The organism is Blastococcus sp. CT_GayMR19 (genome assembly GCF_004570385.1).
Classification (GTDB): Bacteria; Actinomycetota; Actinomycetes; order Mycobacteriales; family Geodermatophilaceae; genus Blastococcus_B.
The window spans coordinates 1-17,720 of sequence record NZ_SPQL01000001.1; the positions used below are offsets into that span (position 1 = coordinate 1).

Here is a 17,720-nt window from a genome sequence, read left to right on the forward strand (position 1 = left end):
CCCCGGTCGCGTACGCCTGCTGCACGGCCGGCAGCTCGTCCAGGACGCGGCCGGCCTCGACCAGCCGCCGGGCGGCACCCTCGGACAGCCGGGTGTGGGTACGCAGCCAGGAGGCCGTCGACTTCGTCCCGTCGTACTCGACGGCCTGGGTCAGGTCGGCGGTGCGCACCGCGCGGGTGAGCACGGCGGCCAGCTGGTTCTGCGCGGCGACCAGGCTCCGGATCCGGTCCAGCTGCTCACCGGCCGACAGCTCGTCGAGGTCCTCGGCGGCCAGGGCGTCCAGCGCCGACAACAGCTCGCTCACGACACCTCCCGACAGTTCGATCAGGTGTTCGAAGTTTATCGGACGAGTGACCCTTCGGCCACATGAATGCGCAGGTCAGCGGCCTATACACAGATTCGCGGCGGCCCTTGACAGCTGCCGGTGGACAGGTGGACAAGCGGGTTGATCCTCGGCCGCCGCTGGGCATCACCCCTCCATGGCTCCCCCGATCAGCGACGCCGTCGTCGTCGACGTCCTGCGCCGTATCGACCGGCTGCTCGCCCCGCTGGTCGAGCGGCTCGGCCGCCCGCCTGCCCTCCCCCGGGCCGAGCGCGAGCAGTGGTGGGCCGACCGGGTCTCCCGGGTGGCGGCCGGCGTCGCCGCGGCACCCCGGTTCGCCGGCAAGCTCGCCGACCTCCTCCCGCTGCAGAACACGGTGGGGACGGCGGTGCAGTCGCTCGTCGTCCTCGGGGTCGCCGCCGAGCACGACGTCGACGCCCCGGCCGAGCGGGTGTCGTTGCTGGCCCGCGTCCTGCTGGACCGGGACCTGCCGGCCGACCGCGTCGCACCGCTGCTGACCCGCGTCCAGGGGACCTACCGCGAGGACGCACTGGGCCGGGCCGACGAACGGAAGGGCGCCCGCGGCACCGCCCGCACCCTCTGGCGGGCCGCCCGGCTGCTCAGCCGCATCGATGACGCCCTCGATGCCCGGCCGAAGGGCAAGCTGCGCCACCGCTTCCTGTCGAACCTGCCGGTGGTGGGCGTCCTGGGTGGCTACGCCGCCGAGCGCGAGGGGCTGCGCCGGGCGGCCGCCGAAGCCGCCGCGGTGCTCGAGGGGCGCGTCAGCGATGAGGGGCGGGCCGGCGAATAGCCAGGGGGTCAGCGAGTAGCGGCGGGGCAGCGAGTAATGCGCCGTGAGCGGCAGGGCGCGTCAGCGGATGGGCGCGGCGATCGCGCTGTCGCTCGCGGGCAGGACGTCCGGCTCGACGGCGGGGTCGGCGGCGAGGTTCGCGTAGACCTCACGCGTCGCCGTCGACCGGTTCATGGTGATGAAGTGGATCCCGGGCACGCCCTCGTCCAGGAGCGTGCGGCACAGCTCCGTGGCCACCTCGACGCCGAAGGCGCGGACCGCGGCCCTGTCCTCCGGCCGGTCGCCGTCGAGCTCCGCGAACCGGTCGGCCAGATCGGGCGGGAAGGCCTGACCGGAGAGCTGCACGATCCGGGTGATCTGACGTGCGCTGGTCACCGGCATGACGCCCGCGATGATCGGGACCTCGCACCCCCGCGACGCGACCCGGTCGCGCATCCGCAGGTAGTCCTCGGGGCGGAAGAACATCTGGGTGATCGCGAAGTCCGCCCCGGCCCGGCACTTGGCGATGAACATCTCGACATCGGAGTCGAAGTCGGGCGAGCGGGGGTGCCGCTCCGGGAAGGCGGCCACCCCCACGGAGAAGTCGCCCATGGAGCGGATCAGCTCGACGAGCTCGGCGGCGTAGTTCAGCCCCTCCGGGTGGGCGATCCACTCCGCCTGGGGATCGGCACCCGGCGGGTCGCCGCGCAGCGCCAGCAGGTTGCGCACCCCGGCCGCCGCGAGCCGGCTGACCAGGTGCCGCAGCTCGGCGACGCTGTGGTCGACCGCGGTCAGGTGCGCGAGCGGCGTCATCGTGGTGTCGGTCGCGATCCGCTCGGTCACCGACACGGTGCCCTCGCGCGTGGAGCCGCCGGCGCCGTACGTGACCGAGACGAAGGAGGGGCGCAGCCGCTCCAGCTCGCGCAGCGCCGTCCACAGCTGCGGCTCGGCGTCGGGCGTCTTCGGCGGGAAGAACTCGAACGACCACGTCGGCCGCTCGGAGGCGAGCAGCTCACGCACGGTCCGGGTCACGGCACATGAGGGTACGGCGGCCGGCGTAGTGGCCCCGAAGGCTCCCCGGCGCAGAAATCGGCGCCTCGCTGCATCCGGCCGGCGGAGTTCCGGCGAAGAACCCGGAGCAGGCGGCGACGGATGGAGACCGGCATGACGATCACCCAGCACGCGGCGCCCTCCCGGCTCGGGAGGTCGCGCCCCGCCGGATCGGGCGATACTGACGTCGTGACCGTCGGGACCCAGCACCATGCGCCCGTCCCGGCACCCTCCCCTTCCCCGCTCGTGGCGGCCGAGCTCGACCGGCTCCGCGAGGCGGTGACCACGGCCCTCGACGGGTTCCTCGCCCGGCAGCGCGAGATCCTCGCGGCGATGGACGCCACGCTGACGCCCGTCGTCGACGAGGTGGCCGCGCTGGCCGCGGGCGGCAAGCGGCTGCGGCCGGCCTTCGCCTACTGGGGATGGCGGGGCGCGCGCGGCACCGCGGATGCCGAGGACGAGGCGGCCGTGTTCCGCGCGGTCGCGGCACTCGAGTTCGTGCACGCCAGCGCGCTGGTGCACGACGACGTCATGGACGGCGCGCACACCCGCCGGGGCCGCCCGGCCACCCACGTCGGTTTCGCGAACCGGCACGCGGTCGAGGACCTCGGCGGGAACGGCGACCTGTTCGGCACGGGTGCGGCAATCCTCGTCGGTGACCTCGCCCTGGTCTGGTCCGACGAGCTGCTGCGCACGTCCGGCATCACCACCCCGGCGCTCATCCGGGCCCGCTGCGTCTGGGACACCATGCGGACCGAGGTCACCGCCGGGCAGTACCTGGACCTGCTGCGCGCCGCGGGCGGGCTCCCCGGCCCGGACGGCGCGCTGACCGTCGCCCGGTACAAGAGCGCCGGCTACACCGTCCAGCGCCCGCTCCAGCTGGGCGCCGCGATCGCCGGGGCCGGCCCCGAGGTGACCGAGGCGTGCACGGCGATCGGCCTGCCCCTCGGTGAGGCGTTCCAGCTGCGCGACGACGTCCTCGGCGTGTTCGGGAACCCGGCCGTCACCGGCAAGTCGGTGGACGACGACTTCCGCGAGGGCAAGCAGACACTGCTGATCGCCCTGGCCGAGGAGGCCGCGGACGACGCCGGCCGCCGGCTGCTCCGGGAGTGCCTCGGCAACCCCGACTGCGGCCCCGAGCAGTTCGACGCGCTGCGCCGTCTCCTGGAGACCACCGGCGCCCTCGCCCGCGTCGAGGAGCGCATCGCCGAGCGCACCACCCTCGCCCGCGCGGCCATCGCCGCCGCGCCTCTCGCCCGCGACGCCCGGGCCGCCCTCGACGCGCTCGCCGTCGCGGCGACCACGCGTACCGCCTGACCGTGCGCACCGTTCCCGGGCGGACCGACCGGATCGTCGTCGTCGGCGCGGGTCTGGCCGGGCTCTCGGCCGCCCTGCGGCTCCGCGGCGCCGGCCGCGAGGTGACCGTGGTCGAGCGCGGCCCCGGCCCGGGCGGCCGGGCCGGCCGGGTGGAGCGGAACGGCTACGCCCTGGACACCGGCCCGTCGGTGTTCACCGCGCCGGAGATCGTCGCCGACACCCTGGCCGCGGTCGGCGAGAAGCTCGAGGAGCGGCTTCCCCTGCTCCCGCTCGAGACGACCTACCGGGCGCAGTACGCCGATGGATCGCACCTGGACGTGCACGCCGACCCCGACGCCTTCGCCGACGAGGTCGCCGCCCTGTGCGGACCCGCCGAGGCCGCCGCGCTGCGCCGGTACCTGGCCGACCTGGCCGAGCTCTACCGCCTGCAGCTCAGCACGTTCATCGACCGCAATCTCGACTCACCGCTCGACCTGCTGGGGCCGGAGCTGGTCACCCTCGCCCGGCGTGGCGGCTTCGGCCGGCTGTCCCGGCACGTCGAGCGGTACTTCGCCGATGACCGGCTGCGCCGGCTGTTCAGCTTCCAGGCCCTCTACGCCGGGGTGTCGCCGTTCCGGGCGATCGCCGCGTACGCCGTGATCGCCCAGCTCGACATCGGCGCAGGGGTCTGGCACCCGGTGGGCGGCATCGCCGCGGTCCCCCGGGCGCTGGCCGCCGCCGCGGCCGACGCCGGGGTCACCTTCCGGTACGGCGCGGCGGTCGAGGAGCTCGAGACCTCGGGACGACGCGTCGCGGCCGTGCGGCTGGCCGACGGCGAGCGACTGCCCGCGGACGCCGTCGTCGTCACCACCGACCAGCCGCACACCCTCGTGCCCGGGCTGCGCGGGCCCCGGCGCCCGCGGTACTCCCCGAGCTGCGTGGCCATCCACCTCGGCGTCCGCTCCGAACTGCCCGGTCAGGCGCACCACACGATCAGCTTCGGCGACTCGTGGCGCGGGGTCTTCGACGAGCTCACCCGCGACGGCCGGCCCATGAGCGACCCGAGCCTGCTGGTCAGCATGCCGTCGCGCAGCGATCGCAGCCTCGCCCCCGAGGGCGGGCAGGTGCTCAGCATCGTGGCGCCGACGCCGAACCTCGACCGCCGCAGCGGCGGGAACCCGGACCTCGACTGGACGGCGCTCGGCCCCCGCTACCGGGACGAGGTGCTGGCCACCCTGGAGGCGCGCGGCTGGACGGGTCTCACCGGCGCGATCGAGGTCGAGGAGATGGCCACGCCGCGCGACTGGGCCGCCCAGGGCATGGCGGCCGGCACCCCGTTCGCCCTGGCGCACACCTTCAGCCAGACCGGTCCGTTCCGGCCCTCGACACTGCCGCGCCGCGGACCCGAGAACGTCGTCCTCGCCGGATCGTCGGTGCAGCCGGGCGTGGGCGTGCCCATGGTGCTGATCAGCGGGCGGCTGGCCGCCGAGCGGATCACCGGCGGCGGTGACCGGTGAGACGACGGTTGAGTGAGCATCGCAGCGAGGTCTGCGAGCGAGGAGCGGAGCGAACCCGGAGTCGAACAGATGGATGACGCATGACGACGCTGCGCCCCCCGGGCACCCAGGCGGCCCGGCAGGAGGAACTCGACGCGGCCTACCGGCACTGCGCGGCCATCAACGCGCGGTTCGGCAAGAGCTACCACCTGGCCACCCGCCTGCTGACGCCCGACCGGCGGCCGGCGGTGCACGCGCTCTACGCCGCGGCCCGCACCGCCGACGACCTGGTCGACCTGCCCGGTCCCGACCCGGCCGGCGACCTCGCCGACTGGTCGCGGGCACTGCTGGCCGAGCTCGAGACCGGCTGGTCCGACGATCCGGTGCGGCTCGCGACGGTGCACACGTACCGGCGCTACGACATCCCGGTCGAGCACCTCGTCGACTTCCTCGCCGCGATGACCAGCGACCTCGACGTCGACGGCTACGCGGACATGGCGGCGCTGGACCGGTACATGTGGGGCTCGGCGTCGGTGATCGGGCTCCAGGTGCTGCCCGTGCTCGGCACCGCCCCCGGCGTGGCCCGGAAGGAGGCCGAGCCGTACGCGATCGCCCTGGGCGAGGCCTTCCAGCTCACCAACTTCCTGCGGGACGTCGCCGAGGACATCGACCGCGGCCGGGTCTACCTGCCCGCCGACGCCATGGCCGCGCACGGCGTCACCCGCGAGCAGCTGGCGCAGAAGCGGCACGACGCGCGGTTCGCCGCGCTCATGCGGGAGATGGTGGCCGTCGTCCGCCGTCGCTACGACGACGCCGCCCCCGGCACCCCACTGCTCGCGCCCGAGTCGCGGGACTGCGTGCGGGCGGCCACCGCGCTCTACGGGGGCATCCTGACGGAGATCGAGCGGGCGGACTACCGCGTGCTCGACCGGCGGGTGTCGGTGTCCAAGCCGCGCCGCCTGGCGGTGTTCGCGCGCCGGTTGACCGCCGCCCAGCTGGCCAGGGTGAGGGTGACCATGGCGAACCCGAAGAGCAGGTCCTCCACCGGCGCGTAGGCGAGCCGCGGGCCCCAGATCGCGTCGGGGTCGTAGACGACGACGTCGAGGCCGGTGAGGACGCCGTTCATCAGCAGCTGGAAGACGATCACGATCGCGTAGGCCACCCAGAACACCGGCCGCGTCACCATGCGGGTCCGGTAGACCGCCAGGTCGACGACGAGGACGCCGATGACCGCGAGCACCGCGAGAGCCGAGTAGCTCATCGCGCTTCCATGCCCTTACCTGACTCCGCGCCCCGGTCCGCTCCTCGCTCGTTCCTCGCTGCGATGCTCCCGAGGCTGTCGTCAGGGGAAGCCGGATAGCCCGCGTCCCAGCCGGTCACCTTCCGCACCGCCTCCAGCGCGAGCACCGAGCACAGCGGGACGACGAGGAAGAACAGCACCTCCTCGACCGGGATGCCGCCGGGCAGCCGGACGCCGAGGGTGAGGGCGGCCGAGTAGTCCCAGTGGCCCTGCGCGATGGCGTAGAGGACCCAGGCGACGAAGACGACGAACTCGGGGAGCACGGCCAGCAGGAACCGCCGCCAGCGGGCGTAGACCCGCACCCGCAGCACGAGCTCGAGGGGTGCGGTGACCACCAGGCAGCCCGCGAGCAGCGCGGCGTACGTCCAGGAGCCCACGGTGTCAGCTTCCGCCCGACACGGCCGACCGGATGCAGCGGGTCAGAGAGCCAGCGCCTGCGCCCGGCGGGTGACCTCGGTGTGCCGGTCGTCGCGGAGGGCCTGGACGGGGGTGCCGGGCAGCGTGTCGTCCTCGCGGAATAGCCAGTCGAAGGCCTCCTGCTCGCTGAAGCCGCCGTCCTGCAGCACCGTCAGCAGCCCCGGCAAATGCTTGAGGATGACGCCGTCCTGCACGAAGTCAGCCGGGATCTTGCCGTTGCCGCTGCCGGGCACGGCCATGAGCTTCCGGTCGCGCAGCAGCTGGCGGACCCGGTTGGGCGAGGTGCCCAGGAGCTGGGCGACCTCCGCGGGCGTGAGCGTGTCCATAGGGTGCGAGCCTATGGCGCGATCCGAGGGCCGTTCCACCGAGCCCGGATCACGGCACCGCCGGCCGCCACGTCGCGGCCCGGTCGTCGGAGATCGACGAACCTGGCGGGGCCGACGGCGTGTCGCGCATCCCGGCGGGCATGTGCCGCGCCCGGTCGCACACGATGGCGGTGTGCGGCCTGGGCGAAGTCCGATCTGTCGGTCGCTCCGGCGGAACGCCGCCCACCTGACCATTGGCCACACGGGCAACGGCGGCCCCCTGTACCGCGTGGTTTGCCGGTCCCGGCCCGCCCCCCTCCTACACTCGGCCGGGTGGACAGCGTCATGACCGACCCCGCGGTGGGCCTGGTCCTCGAGGGGCGCTACCGCCTCGAGGAGCGGCTCGCGCGCGGCGGCATGTCGACGGTCTACTCCGCCACCGACCTGCGCCTCCACCGGACGGTCGCGGTCAAGGTCATGGCCGAGCACCTGGCCCACGACCCCACGTTCGTGGACCGGTTCACCCGCGAGGCGCGCGCCGCGGCGATGCTCAGTCACGTCAACGTGGTGTCCGTCAGCGACCAGGGCAGCGACCAGGGCCTGGTCTTCCTCGTCATGGAGCTCGTCCGCGGCCGCACCCTCCGCGATCTGCTCCAGGCCCGCGGGCGGCTGACCGTCGGCGAGGCCTTCGCCGTCCTCGAGCCGACCCTGGCCGGCCTCACCGCCGCGCACCGCGCCGGCATCGTGCACCGCGACATCAAGCCCGAGAACGTGCTGATCGGCATCGACGGCGTCGTGAAGGTCGCCGACTTCGGCCTCGCCCGAGCCGTCGTCGGCACGGGCCAGACCAGCCAGACCGGCGGCGTGCTCATCGGCACCGTCGCCTACCTCTCCCCCGAGCAGCTCGAGCGCGGCCGTGCCGACGCCCGCAGCGACATCTACGCGGCCGGCATCGTGCTCTACGAGATGCTCACGGGCCACCCGCCGTTCGGCGGCGACACCCCGCTCGCCGTGGCCTACCAGCACGTCCACCACGACGTCCCCGCGCCGTCGGAGGAGGTCCCGGGCCTGCCGTGGGCCGTGGACGAGCTCGTGGCCCGCACCACCCGCCGTGACCCGTCGGGCCGGCCGCTGGACGCCGGCGCGTTCCTCGCCGAGCTCGCGCACGTGCGCAAGGACCTCGGGATCGAGCCGGTCCCGGTGCCCACGGGGATCAGCACCGCCGGCCCCGACACGCTGCGTCCGACCAACCGGCCCACCCGTCCGCGCCATCCCAGCGACCCGATGACCGAGGTGCTCGGGCACCGGTCGGACCGGGCCGGCCGCACGGCCATGCTGCCGGGCATGGGCGCGGGCCCGACTACGAGCGTGGGCGGCCGTCGTCCCGCACTGGAGCGGCCGCGGCCCGGCGTCCCCACGCACATCCGGCGCCGACGGGCCCGCTTCGCCGTCGCGATCATCCTGCTGCTGGCCGTCACGATCGGTGCTGTGGGCTGGTGGCTCGGTTCCGGGCGCTGGACGCAGATCCCCGACCTGCTCGGCGAGGAGCAGGGTGTGGCCATCGACCTGCTGCAGGAGGCCGGGCTCGATCCGGACTGCTGCGAGGAGCAGTGGAGCGAGGAGCTGCCGGCCGGCGCCGTCATCTCCACGGAGCCGGCCGCCGGCGAGGCCATCCGCGGCACCGACGTGCGGCTCGTCGTCTCCAAGGGTGTCGAGCGCTTCCGGGTCGACACCGCCCTGGTCGCCAGGCCGTGGGCCGAGGTCGAGCCCGAGCTGCAGGAGAGCCTGCCCCAGATCGCCTTCACCCTGACCGAGGAGCACGACAACGAGCTCCCGGCCGGGGCGGTCATCGGGTTCGACCCGCCCGCCGGCACCGAGCTCCGCCGGGACCAGGTCGTCACCGTCATCGTCAGCATGGGTCACGCACCGGTGGCGGTCCCCGACGTGACCGGGCAGACCCCCGAGCAGGCCGCCAGCAACCTCGCCGCCGCGGGCTTCGAGGTCGCGCGTGGCGAGGACGGGCGCAGCGCCGCCGTCGACGCCGGGGAGGTCATGGGGATCGCCCCGTCCCCTGCCGACGGCCCGCAGCCCTTCGGCAGCACGGTCACCATCTCGGTGTCGGCCGGCCTGCCTCAGGTGACGGTGCCCGACCTCAAGGGGATGAGCTCGGAAGAGGCCACCGCCGCTCTGCAGGCCGTCGGTCTGACGGTCGACGCGACGAAGTTCCTGGGCAACCGGGTGCGGGCGCAGCAGCCGGAGGCCGGTGAGGTCGTCGAGCAGGGCACCACCGTGAAGATCCTGGTGGCCCCGTAGCGGTGCGGTCCGTGAACTCACCGCCCCCGATCGGCGCGCAGATCCAGATCAAGGGCGGCCTCGCTAAGGGCGGGCTGGCCTACACCGACGCCGTCGCCGCGCGGGCCGTCCAGGTCTTCGTCGGCAACCCGCGCGGCTGGAAGCTGACTGCCGGCGACCCGAAGCAGGACGCACTGTTCATCGAGGGCTGCCGCGACCGCGCGATCCCGTCGTTCATCCACACGCCCTACCTGGTCAACGTCGGCTCCCCCACCGAGGCGACCGTCGAGCAGTCGATCGCCTCCATCGCGCACAACCTGGCGCGGGGTGCCCGGCTCGGCTGCCGCGGCGTCGTCGTCCACGCCGGGTCGGCCGTCGGCGAGGACCGCTACGACGCGGCGCTCCGGCAGTTGCACGAGCGGCTGCTGCCGGTGCTCGACGGGCTGCCGGACGACGGGCCTCGGCTGCTGATCGAGCCGACGGCAGGTGGCGGCAAGTCACTCGCCGCCACCGTCGAGGACCTCGGGCCGTACCTGGCCGCGCTGGAGAACCATCCCCTGGTCGGCGTCTGCTTCGACACGTGCCACGCCTGGGCCGCCGGGCACGACCTGTCCGTCCCGGGCGGGATGACGGCGACGCTCGACGCCCTCGAGGCCGCCGTCGGCCCGAGCCGGCTGGGGCTGGTGCACGCCAACGACTCGCTCGACGAGTGCGGCTCCAAGCGGGACCGGCACACGACGATCGGCGCGGGCTCGATCGGTGCCGCCCCGTTCGCCGAGCTGCTGGCGCACCGATCGATGGCCGGCGTCCCGGTGGTGGTGGAGACACCGAGCGAGCTCGACGGCTCGCCGTCCGCCGGCCACGCCCGCGACATCGCCCTGCTCTGCTCCCTGCGCGACGGAGTGACGCTGGAGTCCTCCGCCGCCTGACTTCTCGCCGTCATCCCAGCGCACCGGACTCCAACCGGTCAGACCCCAGGGTGCGCCCACTCCCGCACAGGGCCGCCCGGAACGTCACGCCAGAAGACGCGGATCACCCCGCCATCGGACCCCATCCTGCTCCGGGCCACACCCAACGTGATGGCGTCTCCGGACGGCACCTCGTCCCGCTCGGTCGGCAGGCTCACGACGTCCCAGCCGGCCGGCACCTCGACCCGGACGTCGTACGCGGTCATGTCGCCGATGTTGACGAGATCGTTCGTCGCAGCCCCGTGTCGGGTGAGCCGCCACCGGTTGGGAGGAGCCTCGGCCAGCCTGAGCTGGGCAGTCTGCACGACAGCCGCGAAGGCCGCGGCCTGCCGCGCCTGCTCCTGGGACCTCCGTGCGATCCGGGCGGCACGCCGGCTGTGGACGAGGGCTGCGGTCGACACGAGGAGCGCCAGGACGGCGATCCCCGCGATGATCCAGTCCGTCACAGCCATGACGAAGGGAACCAGACGCCTTCCTGCGGTGGCGGGCCCCTCGACGCGCGAATACCGGAACTTCTTCGTCGCCACCGGCGTCGATCGCCGGAGACCGCACGTCGCGAGGCCGCAGCCCGGCACGTGGTTCAGCGGTCGAGGAGCTCCGCGAGGACCTCGGAGGCGCGGTCGATGCCCGCGCGGTCGACGTCGAGGTGGGTGACCATCCGCAATCGGCGCGGGCCGATCTGGCCCACCAGCACGCCCTGCGCCTTGGCCGCCGCAGCGACGACCGGCGCGTTCACGCCGTCCAGGATCACGATGTTGGTGTCCACCCGGGCGGGGTCGGCCCCGAGCCGCTCCGCCAGCAGCCGGGCGTGCTCGTGGTCCTCGGCCAGCCGTTCGAGGTGGTGGTCGAGGGCGTACAGGCCGGCCGCGGCCAGAATGCCGGCCTGGCGCATCCCGCCCCCGAGGCGCTTGCGCCACAGCCGGGCGGCGGCGATCCGGTCGGCGGAGGCGACCAGCACCGAGCCGACCGGGGTGCCGAGACCCTTGGACAGGCAGACGGACGCGGTGTCGGCGAGCCGGCCGAAGGTGGCCAGATCCTTGCCGGTTGCGACGGCGGCGTTCCAGATGCGCGCGCCGTCGAGGTGGACGGCGACGCCCGACTCGCGCGACCAGTCCCACAGCTTCTGCAGCTCGTCGAGCGGCTGGACCAGTCCGCCGCCCCGGTTGTGCGTGTTCTCCACGGCGATCGCAGCGGTGGGGGTCACGTGCCAGTCCCCGCGGGGGCGCACCTGCTCGATGTACCGGTCGGCGTCCAGGCGCCCGCCCGTGCTGATCACGGTGCGGCTGGACAGACCGAAGATCGCCGCCGCCGCACCCAGCTCGTAGGTGAGCACGTGACAGTCCGCGTCGCCGAGGATCTCCTCCCCGGGCTGGCACACCAGCCGGAGACCGATCTGGTTGCCCATCGTCCCCGACGGCACGAACAGGGCGTCCTCGTGGCCGAACAGCTCCGCGACGCGCTCCTCGAGGGCGCGCAGCGTCGGGTCCTCGCGGTAGACGTCGTCGCCCACCTCGGCCTCCGCCATCGCCCGGCGCATCCCGGCGGTCGGCCGGGTGACGGTGTCCGAGCGGAGGTCCACCGCGCCGTCGAGCGCGGCCCGTGGGGAATCGGTGTCGATCGCGTACATCAGCTCTCCCTGGGCGCGGCGGTCAGCACGGCGGAGCCGTTCACGTTCCCCACCGGAGGTGTGTGGCGGAGCCGTTCCGGTTCCACACCGGAGGTGCGTACATCAGCCGCGCAGCATCTCGGCGACGAGGAAGGCCAGCTCCAGGGACTGCCCGGTGTTGAGCCGCGGGTCGCACGCCGTCTCGTACCGGCTGTTGAGGTCCTCGTCGCTGATCTCCATGGCGCCGCCGAGGCACTCGGTGACGTCCTCACCGGTCAGCTCGACGTGGATGCCCCCCGGCCAGGTGCCCAGAGCGCGGTGGACGTCGAAGAAGCCGAGCACCTCGTCGACGACGCGGTCGAAGTGGCGGGTCTTGTAGCCCGTGGAGGACTCGTGGGTGTTGCCGTGCATCGGGTCGCACTGCCACACCACCTGGTGCCCGCCGGCGGTGACCTTCTCGATGATCCCGGGCAGGACGTCGCGGATCTTGCCGTTGCCCATGCGGCTGATCAGCGTCAGCCGGCCGGGCAGGCCGTCGGGATCGAGGCGCTCCACGAGCTCGGTCGCCTGCTCCGGCGTCGTCGTCGGGCCGATCTTGACCCCGATCGGGTTGGCGAGCTTCGAGACGAACTCGATGTGCGCGCCGTCCATCTGCCGGGTCCGCTCCCCCACCCAGACGAAGTGCGCCGAGGACGCGTACGCGCGGCCGCCGTGCACCCGCAGCAGCGCCCGCTCGTAGTCGAGGATCAGCGCCTCGTGGCTGTTGTAGAGCTCCACCCCGCGCATCGCCTCGGAGTCGATGCCGCAGGCCTTCATGAACGCCAGCGCGCGGTCGATCTCGCGGGCGATCACCTCGTAGCGCACCCCGGCCGGGGAGTTGGCGACGAAGTCCTTGTTCCAGTCGTGCACCGCGTGCAGGTCGGCCAGGCCGCCCCGCGAGTACGCCCGGATCATGTTCATCGCGGCGGCGGAGTTCGCGTACGCCCGGACCAGCCGGTAGGGGTCGGGGATGCGCTTCTCGAGCACCGGCTCCAGGTCGTTGACCATGTCGCCGCGGTAGGAGGGCAACCCGAGGGCGTCGCTGTCGGAGCTGCGCGGCTTGGCGTACTGCCCGGCGATCCGGCCGACCTTCACCACCGGCACGCTGGCGCCGTAGGTGAGGACGACGGCCATCTGCAGCAGGGTCCGCGTGGTGCTCTGCAGGTGCGCGTCGGTGTTGAGGTCGAAGGTCTCGGCGCAGTCACCGCCCTGCAGCAGGAACGCCTTCCCCTGCGCCACCTCGGCCAACTGGGCCCGCAGGTGGTCGATCTCGGCGGGCGCCACGATCGGCGGAACGGTCGACAGGGTGGAGAGCACGGTGTCGAGCGCGGCCCGGTCCGGCCAGCGCGGCTGCTGGGCGGCGGGCAGCTCCCGCCACCGGTCGAGACCGGGAACCAGCTCGGCGGGCTCGAGGAGACTCACGGCGCATCCCCGCTGCGGCTCGTCAGCGGCGCTCGCCGGACTGCTCTGCTCATCGGTTCGCTCGCACGCTCGCTCACGCCGCCAGGGTAGTTGCTCCGCCCGGCCGTCCCGAGGCCAGCCGGACCACGCCCGACCGCCAGGACCTCAGCCGAAGAACACCTCGGCCTCCGCGTACCGCTCCGCCGGCACCAGCTTGAGCTTGGCCGTGGCGGCGCTCAGCGGTACCCGCACGATGTCGGTGCCGCGCAGCGCCACCATCACGCCGGACTGGCCGTCGTGCACCGCGTCGACGGCGGACAGGCCGAACCGGGTGGCCAGCACCCGGTCGAAGGGGGACGGCGTGCCGCCCCGCTGGATGTGCCCGAGGACCACGGCCCGCGCCTCCCGGCCGGTGCGCTCCTCGATCAGCGACGCCAGCTGCTGCCCGATCCCGCCGAGGCGGACGTGACCGAAGGCGTCCTTCTCCCCGGTGGTGGTGATCAGGTCGCCGTCCTTGGGCTGTGCGCCCTCGGACACGACGACGATCGGCGAGTAACCGGAGTCGAACCGGTGCTGGCAGTGCGCGACCACGCCGTCGACGTCGAACGGGTTCTCCGGGATCAGGATGACGTTCGCCCCGCCGGCCATGCCGGCGTGCAGCGCGATCCAGCCCGCGTGCCGGCCCATGACCTCGACGACGAGCGTGCGGTGGTGGCTGTCGCCGGTGGTGTGCAGCCGGTCGATGGCCTCCATCGCGACGCCGACGGCGGTGTCGAAGCCGAAGGTGTAGTCGGTGGAGTCCAGGTCGTTGTCGATCGTCTTCGGGACGCCGACCACCTTGAGTCCCGCCTCGGACAGCTTGGTGGCGACGCCGAGGGTGTCCTCCCCGCCGATCGGGATCAGCGCGTCGATCCCCAGCCGCTCGAGGGTCTCCCGCACCCGCTCGGGTCCGCCGTCGAGGGCGTAGGGGTTGGTCCTCGAGGTGCCGAGCACCGTGCCGCCCCGCGGCAGGATGCCGCGGACCGCCCTGAGGTCCATGGGCACGGTGTCGCCCTCGAGGACGCCCCGCCAGCCGTCCCGGAACCCGACGATCTCGTCGCCGTACTCGCCGATGCCCTTGCGGACCACCGCCCGGATCACGGCGTTGAGGCCGGGACAGTCACCGCCGCCGGTCAGGATGCCGATGCGCATGGTGCTTCCTCCGGGAAGGGGATCGGGGTGCTCGAGGTTGGACGCCGTCATGATGCCGCAGCTCACCCTCAGGAACGCAGGCACTCCGTGATCGCCGTCACGGGGGCCACCGGAATCCTCGGCCGCAGGGTCGTCGACCGCCTGGCGGCCGCCGGCGGCGTCCCCCTCCGCCTCGTCGTACGGGACGCCGGGCGCGCACCGCAGGTCGCGGGTGCCGACGTCGTCGAGAACCCCGGCGGGTACGCCGACCCCGCCGGATTCCGGGCCGCGCTCGCGGGCGTCGACACGGTGTACCTGGTCTCCGCCGCGGAGGCCGAGGACCGGGTGCAGCAGCACCTCGACGCCGTCGACGCGGCGGTGGCCGCCGGCGTCCGGCGGATCGTCTACACCTCGTTCCTCGGGGCGCGGCACGACGCGGTCTTCACGCTGGTCCGGCAGCACGCCGCCACCGAGGACCGGATCCGGCAGAGCGGCGTCCGCCACACGTTCTTGCGGCACAGCATGTACGCCGACTTCGTGCCGTTCTTCGCCACGCGGGAGGACGGGGGCGCGGTGATCGCCGCACCGGCGGGCGAGGGCCGCGCCAGCTTCGTCTCCCGCGACGACCTTGCGGGCGTCGGCGCCGCGGTCCTCCTCGACGAATCCGGCCGGTGGGACGGACAGGCTCTGACGGTCACCGGACCCGAGGCGCTGTCGATGACCGACGCCGCCCGCGTGCTCACCGAGGTGACGGGCATCCCGGCCGAGTACCGGCCGCAGACGGTCGAGGAGGCGTGGGCGACGCGCCGCCCGTCCGGACATCCCGACTGGGAGATCGAGGGCTGGGTGACCAGCTACCTGGCGATCGCCGCGGGCGAGCTCGCGACCGTCACCGACGTCGTCCCCTCGCTGACCGGCTCCCCGGCGCTGACCGTGGCCCAGCACTTGCGGCGGCATCCCGAGGACTGGGCGCACCTACGCGGCTGAGGTCGCGCAGGTCACTAAGCGGCCGGGTCCGTACCGGATTCCTCCGGCACTGCCGAGAACCTCTCCGACAGCAGACCCACGAGGCTGTGAAGAGATTCCTACGGAGGACCGGCGATGCGCTGGACGACCATGCCCGACACGCTCCCCACCTGGGCGACCCCCGGGGGCTGGGGCATCGGGACCAAGGTGGTGGCGCTCGCGGTGACGAGCGTCGCCGTGACCGGCGTGGCGATGGTCGGGGTGAGCGCCTGGCAGAGCGGCCAGTTCGCCGCCCACGCGCAGAGCGACGTCGGCGCCCTCGTGGACCAGGACATCTCCCGTACCGCCGGCGGCGTGTACGACGTGGTGTCCACGCAGGGCGAATCCACCGCGGCGAAGGTCGACTCCGACCTGGCCGTCGCGCAGTACGTCCTGGGTCAGTACGGCGGGTTCCGCATCGACAGCAACCCCCGCTCGGAGCCGGTCGCCTGGGAGGCCAGGAACCAGCTCTCCGGGGACGTGACCCCGATCGCGCTGCCCCGCGTGCTGGCCGGCAGCCAGTGGCTGGGACAGAACGGCGACGTCGCCGTCCCCACCCCGGTGGTCGACGAGATCAAGTCGATGACCGGCGCGACGGTCACCATCTTCCAGAAGACCCCGACCGGCGACTTCCTGCGCGTGGCGACCAACGTCCAGGCCGCCTCGGGCGCACGCGCGATCGGCACCTACATCCCGGCAACGAACCCCGACGGGCAGCCCAACCCCGTGGTGGCGACCGTTCTGAAGGGCGAGACGTACCGGGGCAACGCGTTCGTCGTCGACTCCTGGCTCGTCTCGGCCTACGCCCCGCTGACCGACGCGGCCGGCGAGGTCGTCGGCGTCCTCTACGTGGGCGTCAAGCAGCAGAACCTCCCGGCGCTGCGCGAGAGCGTCGAGGCCACGTCGGTCGGCGACACCGGGCACATCGAGGTGTACGGCGGCACCGGAGCCATGGCCGGCACCGTCCTGATCAGTCCCGACGGCGTGCGGGACGGCGAGGCGATGCTCGAGGCCACCGACGCCGACGGCAAGGCCTACGTCCAGGAGATGGTGGAGGAGGCCACGGCGCTGGCGCCCGGCGAGCAGGCCACCGTCAGGTACGTCGACCCCGAGGCGGGTCCCACCACCGTGCGCCTGACGTACTACGCGCCGTGGGACTGGGTGATCGCGACCGTCGCCCGCGACGGTGACTTCTCCGGACCCGTGGTCTCGCTGGCCGAGGGCCGGTCGTCCATGGTCGTCGCGCTCGTGCTCGCCGCCGTCCTCATCGCCGTGCTCGGTGGGCTGGTGTCCTACTGGGTCGGACGCCGGCTCACGGCCCCGCTGCTGCGCCTGCGGGACCGCATGGCCGAGATCGCCGACGGAGAGGGCGACCTGACCCAGCGCATGGACGAGTCCCGCTCGGACGAGGTCGGCCAGCTGTCAGGAGCCTTCAACCGCTTCGTCGACAAGGTGGCCGGCACCGTCCGGGAGATCGGCCGGTGCGCCCGCGAGGTCGCCACGTCGGCCGCGGGTGTCGCCACGGTGGCGGACGGCCTGGCCGAGCGGTCGGCCCGCAGCCGCGACCAGGCGCAGGGGGCGCACCACGTCGCCGCCGAGATCAGCACCAGCGTGTCGGCCGCGGCGTCGGGCGCGCAGGAGATGGGCGTCTCCATCACCGAGATCGCGCGGAGCGCTGCCGACGCCGCCGAGGTCGGGCGCCAGGCCGCGGACCTCGCGGAGCGGACCGAGGCCACCATCGCCGCCCTGGGAGCCAGCTCGGCCGAGATCGGTGACGTCGTCAAGGTGATCTCCGGCGTCGCCGAGCAGACCAACCTGCTCGCGCTCAACGCCACGATCGAGGCCGCGCGGGCCGGGGCCGCCGGCAAGGGCTTCGCCGTCGTCGCGAACGAGGTGAAGGAGCTCGCCCAGGAGGCGGGCAAGGCGAGCGAGGAGATCGCCCAGCGCGTGCAGGGCATCCAGACCGAGACCTCCGCCGCGGTGCGCGCGATCGCCCAGATCGCCGAGGTGGTCCGGGCCATCAACGACCACCAGACCACGATCGCCAGCGCCGTCGAGGAGCAGACGGCGACGACCGGTGAGCTGACCCGGAGCGTCGCGGCCGCGGCCGAGGGGGCCGGCACGGTGACGCACACGCTGACCTCGGTCAGCCAGGACGCCGACGACAGCGCGCAGGACGTCGAGCGCGCCCGGATCGCCGCCCGCGAGCTGGACAACCTGTCCGGCGAGCTCAACCGGCTGCTCGGGGCGTTCACCGTCTGAC

Annotated in this window: 15 protein-coding genes and 2 pseudogenes; 8 read left to right on the forward strand and 9 right to left on the reverse strand. The window is 73.6% G+C overall.

Features of this window, described 5'->3' with window-relative positions; genetic code table 11:
* Window positions 1-304: pseudogene (locus E4P39_RS00005) on the reverse strand (DUF222 domain-containing protein); the annotation flags it as partial.
* 175 nt (window positions 305-479) lie between these two features.
* Between E4P39_RS00005 and E4P39_RS00010 the strand changes: the two are divergent.
* A complete protein-coding gene (locus tag E4P39_RS00010; RefSeq protein WP_135134304.1) occupies window positions 480-1,133 on the forward strand; it encodes a hypothetical protein in 654 nt (217 codons plus the stop codon).
* 60 nt (window positions 1,134-1,193) lie between these two features.
* On the opposite strand, the gene metF is transcribed toward E4P39_RS00010, so the two are convergent.
* Complete coding sequence (metF, locus tag E4P39_RS00015) at window positions 1,194-2,144, reverse strand: methylenetetrahydrofolate reductase [NAD(P)H] (protein ID WP_135134305.1); 951 nt, start codon at window positions 2,142-2,144, stop codon at window positions 1,194-1,196.
* 132 nt (window positions 2,145-2,276) lie between these two features.
* Between metF and E4P39_RS00020 the strand changes: the two genes are divergently transcribed.
* From E4P39_RS00020 to E4P39_RS00030, 3 genes are all read left to right on the forward strand, one after another.
* Window positions 2,277-3,479 carry a polyprenyl synthetase family protein gene (locus E4P39_RS00020; RefSeq protein ID WP_135134306.1) on the forward strand — a complete coding sequence of 401 codons (1,203 nt, stop codon included), beginning with the start codon at window positions 2,277-2,279 and terminating at the stop codon, window positions 3,477-3,479.
* A gap of 2 nt (window positions 3,480-3,481) precedes the next feature.
* On the forward strand, window positions 3,482-4,975 hold the full coding sequence (gene crtI / locus E4P39_RS00025) for a phytoene desaturase family protein (protein ID WP_135134307.1): 1,494 nt from the start codon (window positions 3,482-3,484) through the stop codon (window positions 4,973-4,975).
* Window positions 4,976-5,055: 80 nt separating this feature from the next.
* A complete protein-coding gene (locus E4P39_RS00030; RefSeq protein ID WP_209306265.1) occupies window positions 5,056-6,009 on the forward strand; it encodes a phytoene/squalene synthase family protein in 954 nt (317 codons plus the stop codon).
* Here E4P39_RS00030 and E4P39_RS22740 read toward each other — a convergent pair.
* The 3 genes and pseudogenes from E4P39_RS22740 to E4P39_RS00045 all read right to left on the reverse strand — a co-directional run.
* A pseudogene (locus tag E4P39_RS22740) lies at window positions 6,006-6,215 on the reverse strand (lycopene cyclase domain-containing protein); the annotation flags it as partial. The gene E4P39_RS00030 and the pseudogene E4P39_RS22740 sit on opposite strands and share 4 nt — an antisense overlap.
* Window positions 6,212-6,631 carry a lycopene cyclase domain-containing protein gene (locus E4P39_RS00040; RefSeq protein WP_245159519.1) on the reverse strand — a complete coding sequence of 140 codons (420 nt, stop codon included), beginning with the start codon at window positions 6,629-6,631 and terminating at the stop codon, window positions 6,212-6,214. The gene E4P39_RS00040 and the pseudogene E4P39_RS22740, both read right to left, overlap by 4 nt.
* 42 nt (window positions 6,632-6,673) lie before the next feature.
* The gene (locus tag E4P39_RS00045; protein WP_135134309.1) at window positions 6,674-6,997 is read right to left on the reverse strand and encodes an Rv2175c family DNA-binding protein; all 324 of its coding nucleotides are present in this window, start codon (window positions 6,995-6,997) and stop codon (window positions 6,674-6,676) included.
* A gap of 312 nt (window positions 6,998-7,309) precedes the next feature.
* Between E4P39_RS00045 and pknB the strand changes: the two genes are divergently transcribed.
* Together pknB and E4P39_RS00055 are read left to right on the forward strand one after the other, a co-directional pair.
* A complete protein-coding gene (gene pknB, locus E4P39_RS00050) occupies window positions 7,310-9,289 on the forward strand; it encodes a Stk1 family PASTA domain-containing Ser/Thr kinase (RefSeq protein WP_135134310.1) in 1,980 nt (659 codons plus the stop codon).
* Between the two features lie 11 nt (window positions 9,290-9,300).
* Window positions 9,301-10,197: a deoxyribonuclease IV gene (locus tag E4P39_RS00055; RefSeq protein WP_135134311.1), complete on the forward strand. Its 897-nt coding sequence runs from the start codon at window positions 9,301-9,303 to the stop codon at window positions 10,195-10,197.
* A 38-nt stretch (window positions 10,198-10,235) separates the two neighbouring features.
* Here the strand turns inward: E4P39_RS00055 and E4P39_RS22065 are convergent, their stop codons facing one another.
* The 4 genes from E4P39_RS22065 to E4P39_RS00075 form a co-directional block, all read right to left on the reverse strand.
* Window positions 10,236-10,688, reverse strand: coding sequence for a hypothetical protein (locus E4P39_RS22065; RefSeq protein ID WP_167761496.1), 453 nt, complete (start codon window positions 10,686-10,688; stop codon window positions 10,236-10,238).
* A 128-nt stretch (window positions 10,689-10,816) separates the two neighbouring features.
* Window positions 10,817-11,863, reverse strand: coding sequence for a GntG family PLP-dependent aldolase (locus E4P39_RS00065; protein WP_135134313.1), 1,047 nt, complete (start codon window positions 11,861-11,863; stop codon window positions 10,817-10,819).
* Between the two features lie 102 nt (window positions 11,864-11,965).
* A complete protein-coding gene (locus E4P39_RS00070) occupies window positions 11,966-13,303 on the reverse strand; it encodes a 3-deoxy-7-phosphoheptulonate synthase class II (protein ID WP_135134314.1) in 1,338 nt (445 codons plus the stop codon).
* Window positions 13,304-13,447: 144 nt separating this feature from the next.
* Window positions 13,448-14,473, reverse strand: coding sequence for a 6-phosphofructokinase (locus E4P39_RS00075; protein WP_135134315.1), 1,026 nt, complete (start codon window positions 14,471-14,473; stop codon window positions 13,448-13,450).
* A gap of 87 nt (window positions 14,474-14,560) precedes the next feature.
* Here E4P39_RS00075 and E4P39_RS00080 point away from each other — a divergent pair, with 87 nt between their 5' ends.
* Both E4P39_RS00080 and E4P39_RS00085 read left to right on the forward strand, forming a co-directional pair.
* Window positions 14,561-15,439 carry an SDR family oxidoreductase gene (locus tag E4P39_RS00080; protein ID WP_135134316.1) on the forward strand — a complete coding sequence of 293 codons (879 nt, stop codon included), beginning with the start codon at window positions 14,561-14,563 and terminating at the stop codon, window positions 15,437-15,439.
* 114 nt (window positions 15,440-15,553) lie between these two features.
* Window positions 15,554-17,719, forward strand: a complete 2,166-nt coding sequence (locus tag E4P39_RS00085; protein WP_245159520.1) for a methyl-accepting chemotaxis protein — start codon at window positions 15,554-15,556, stop codon at window positions 17,717-17,719.
* Window position 17,720 lies beyond the last annotated feature (1 nt).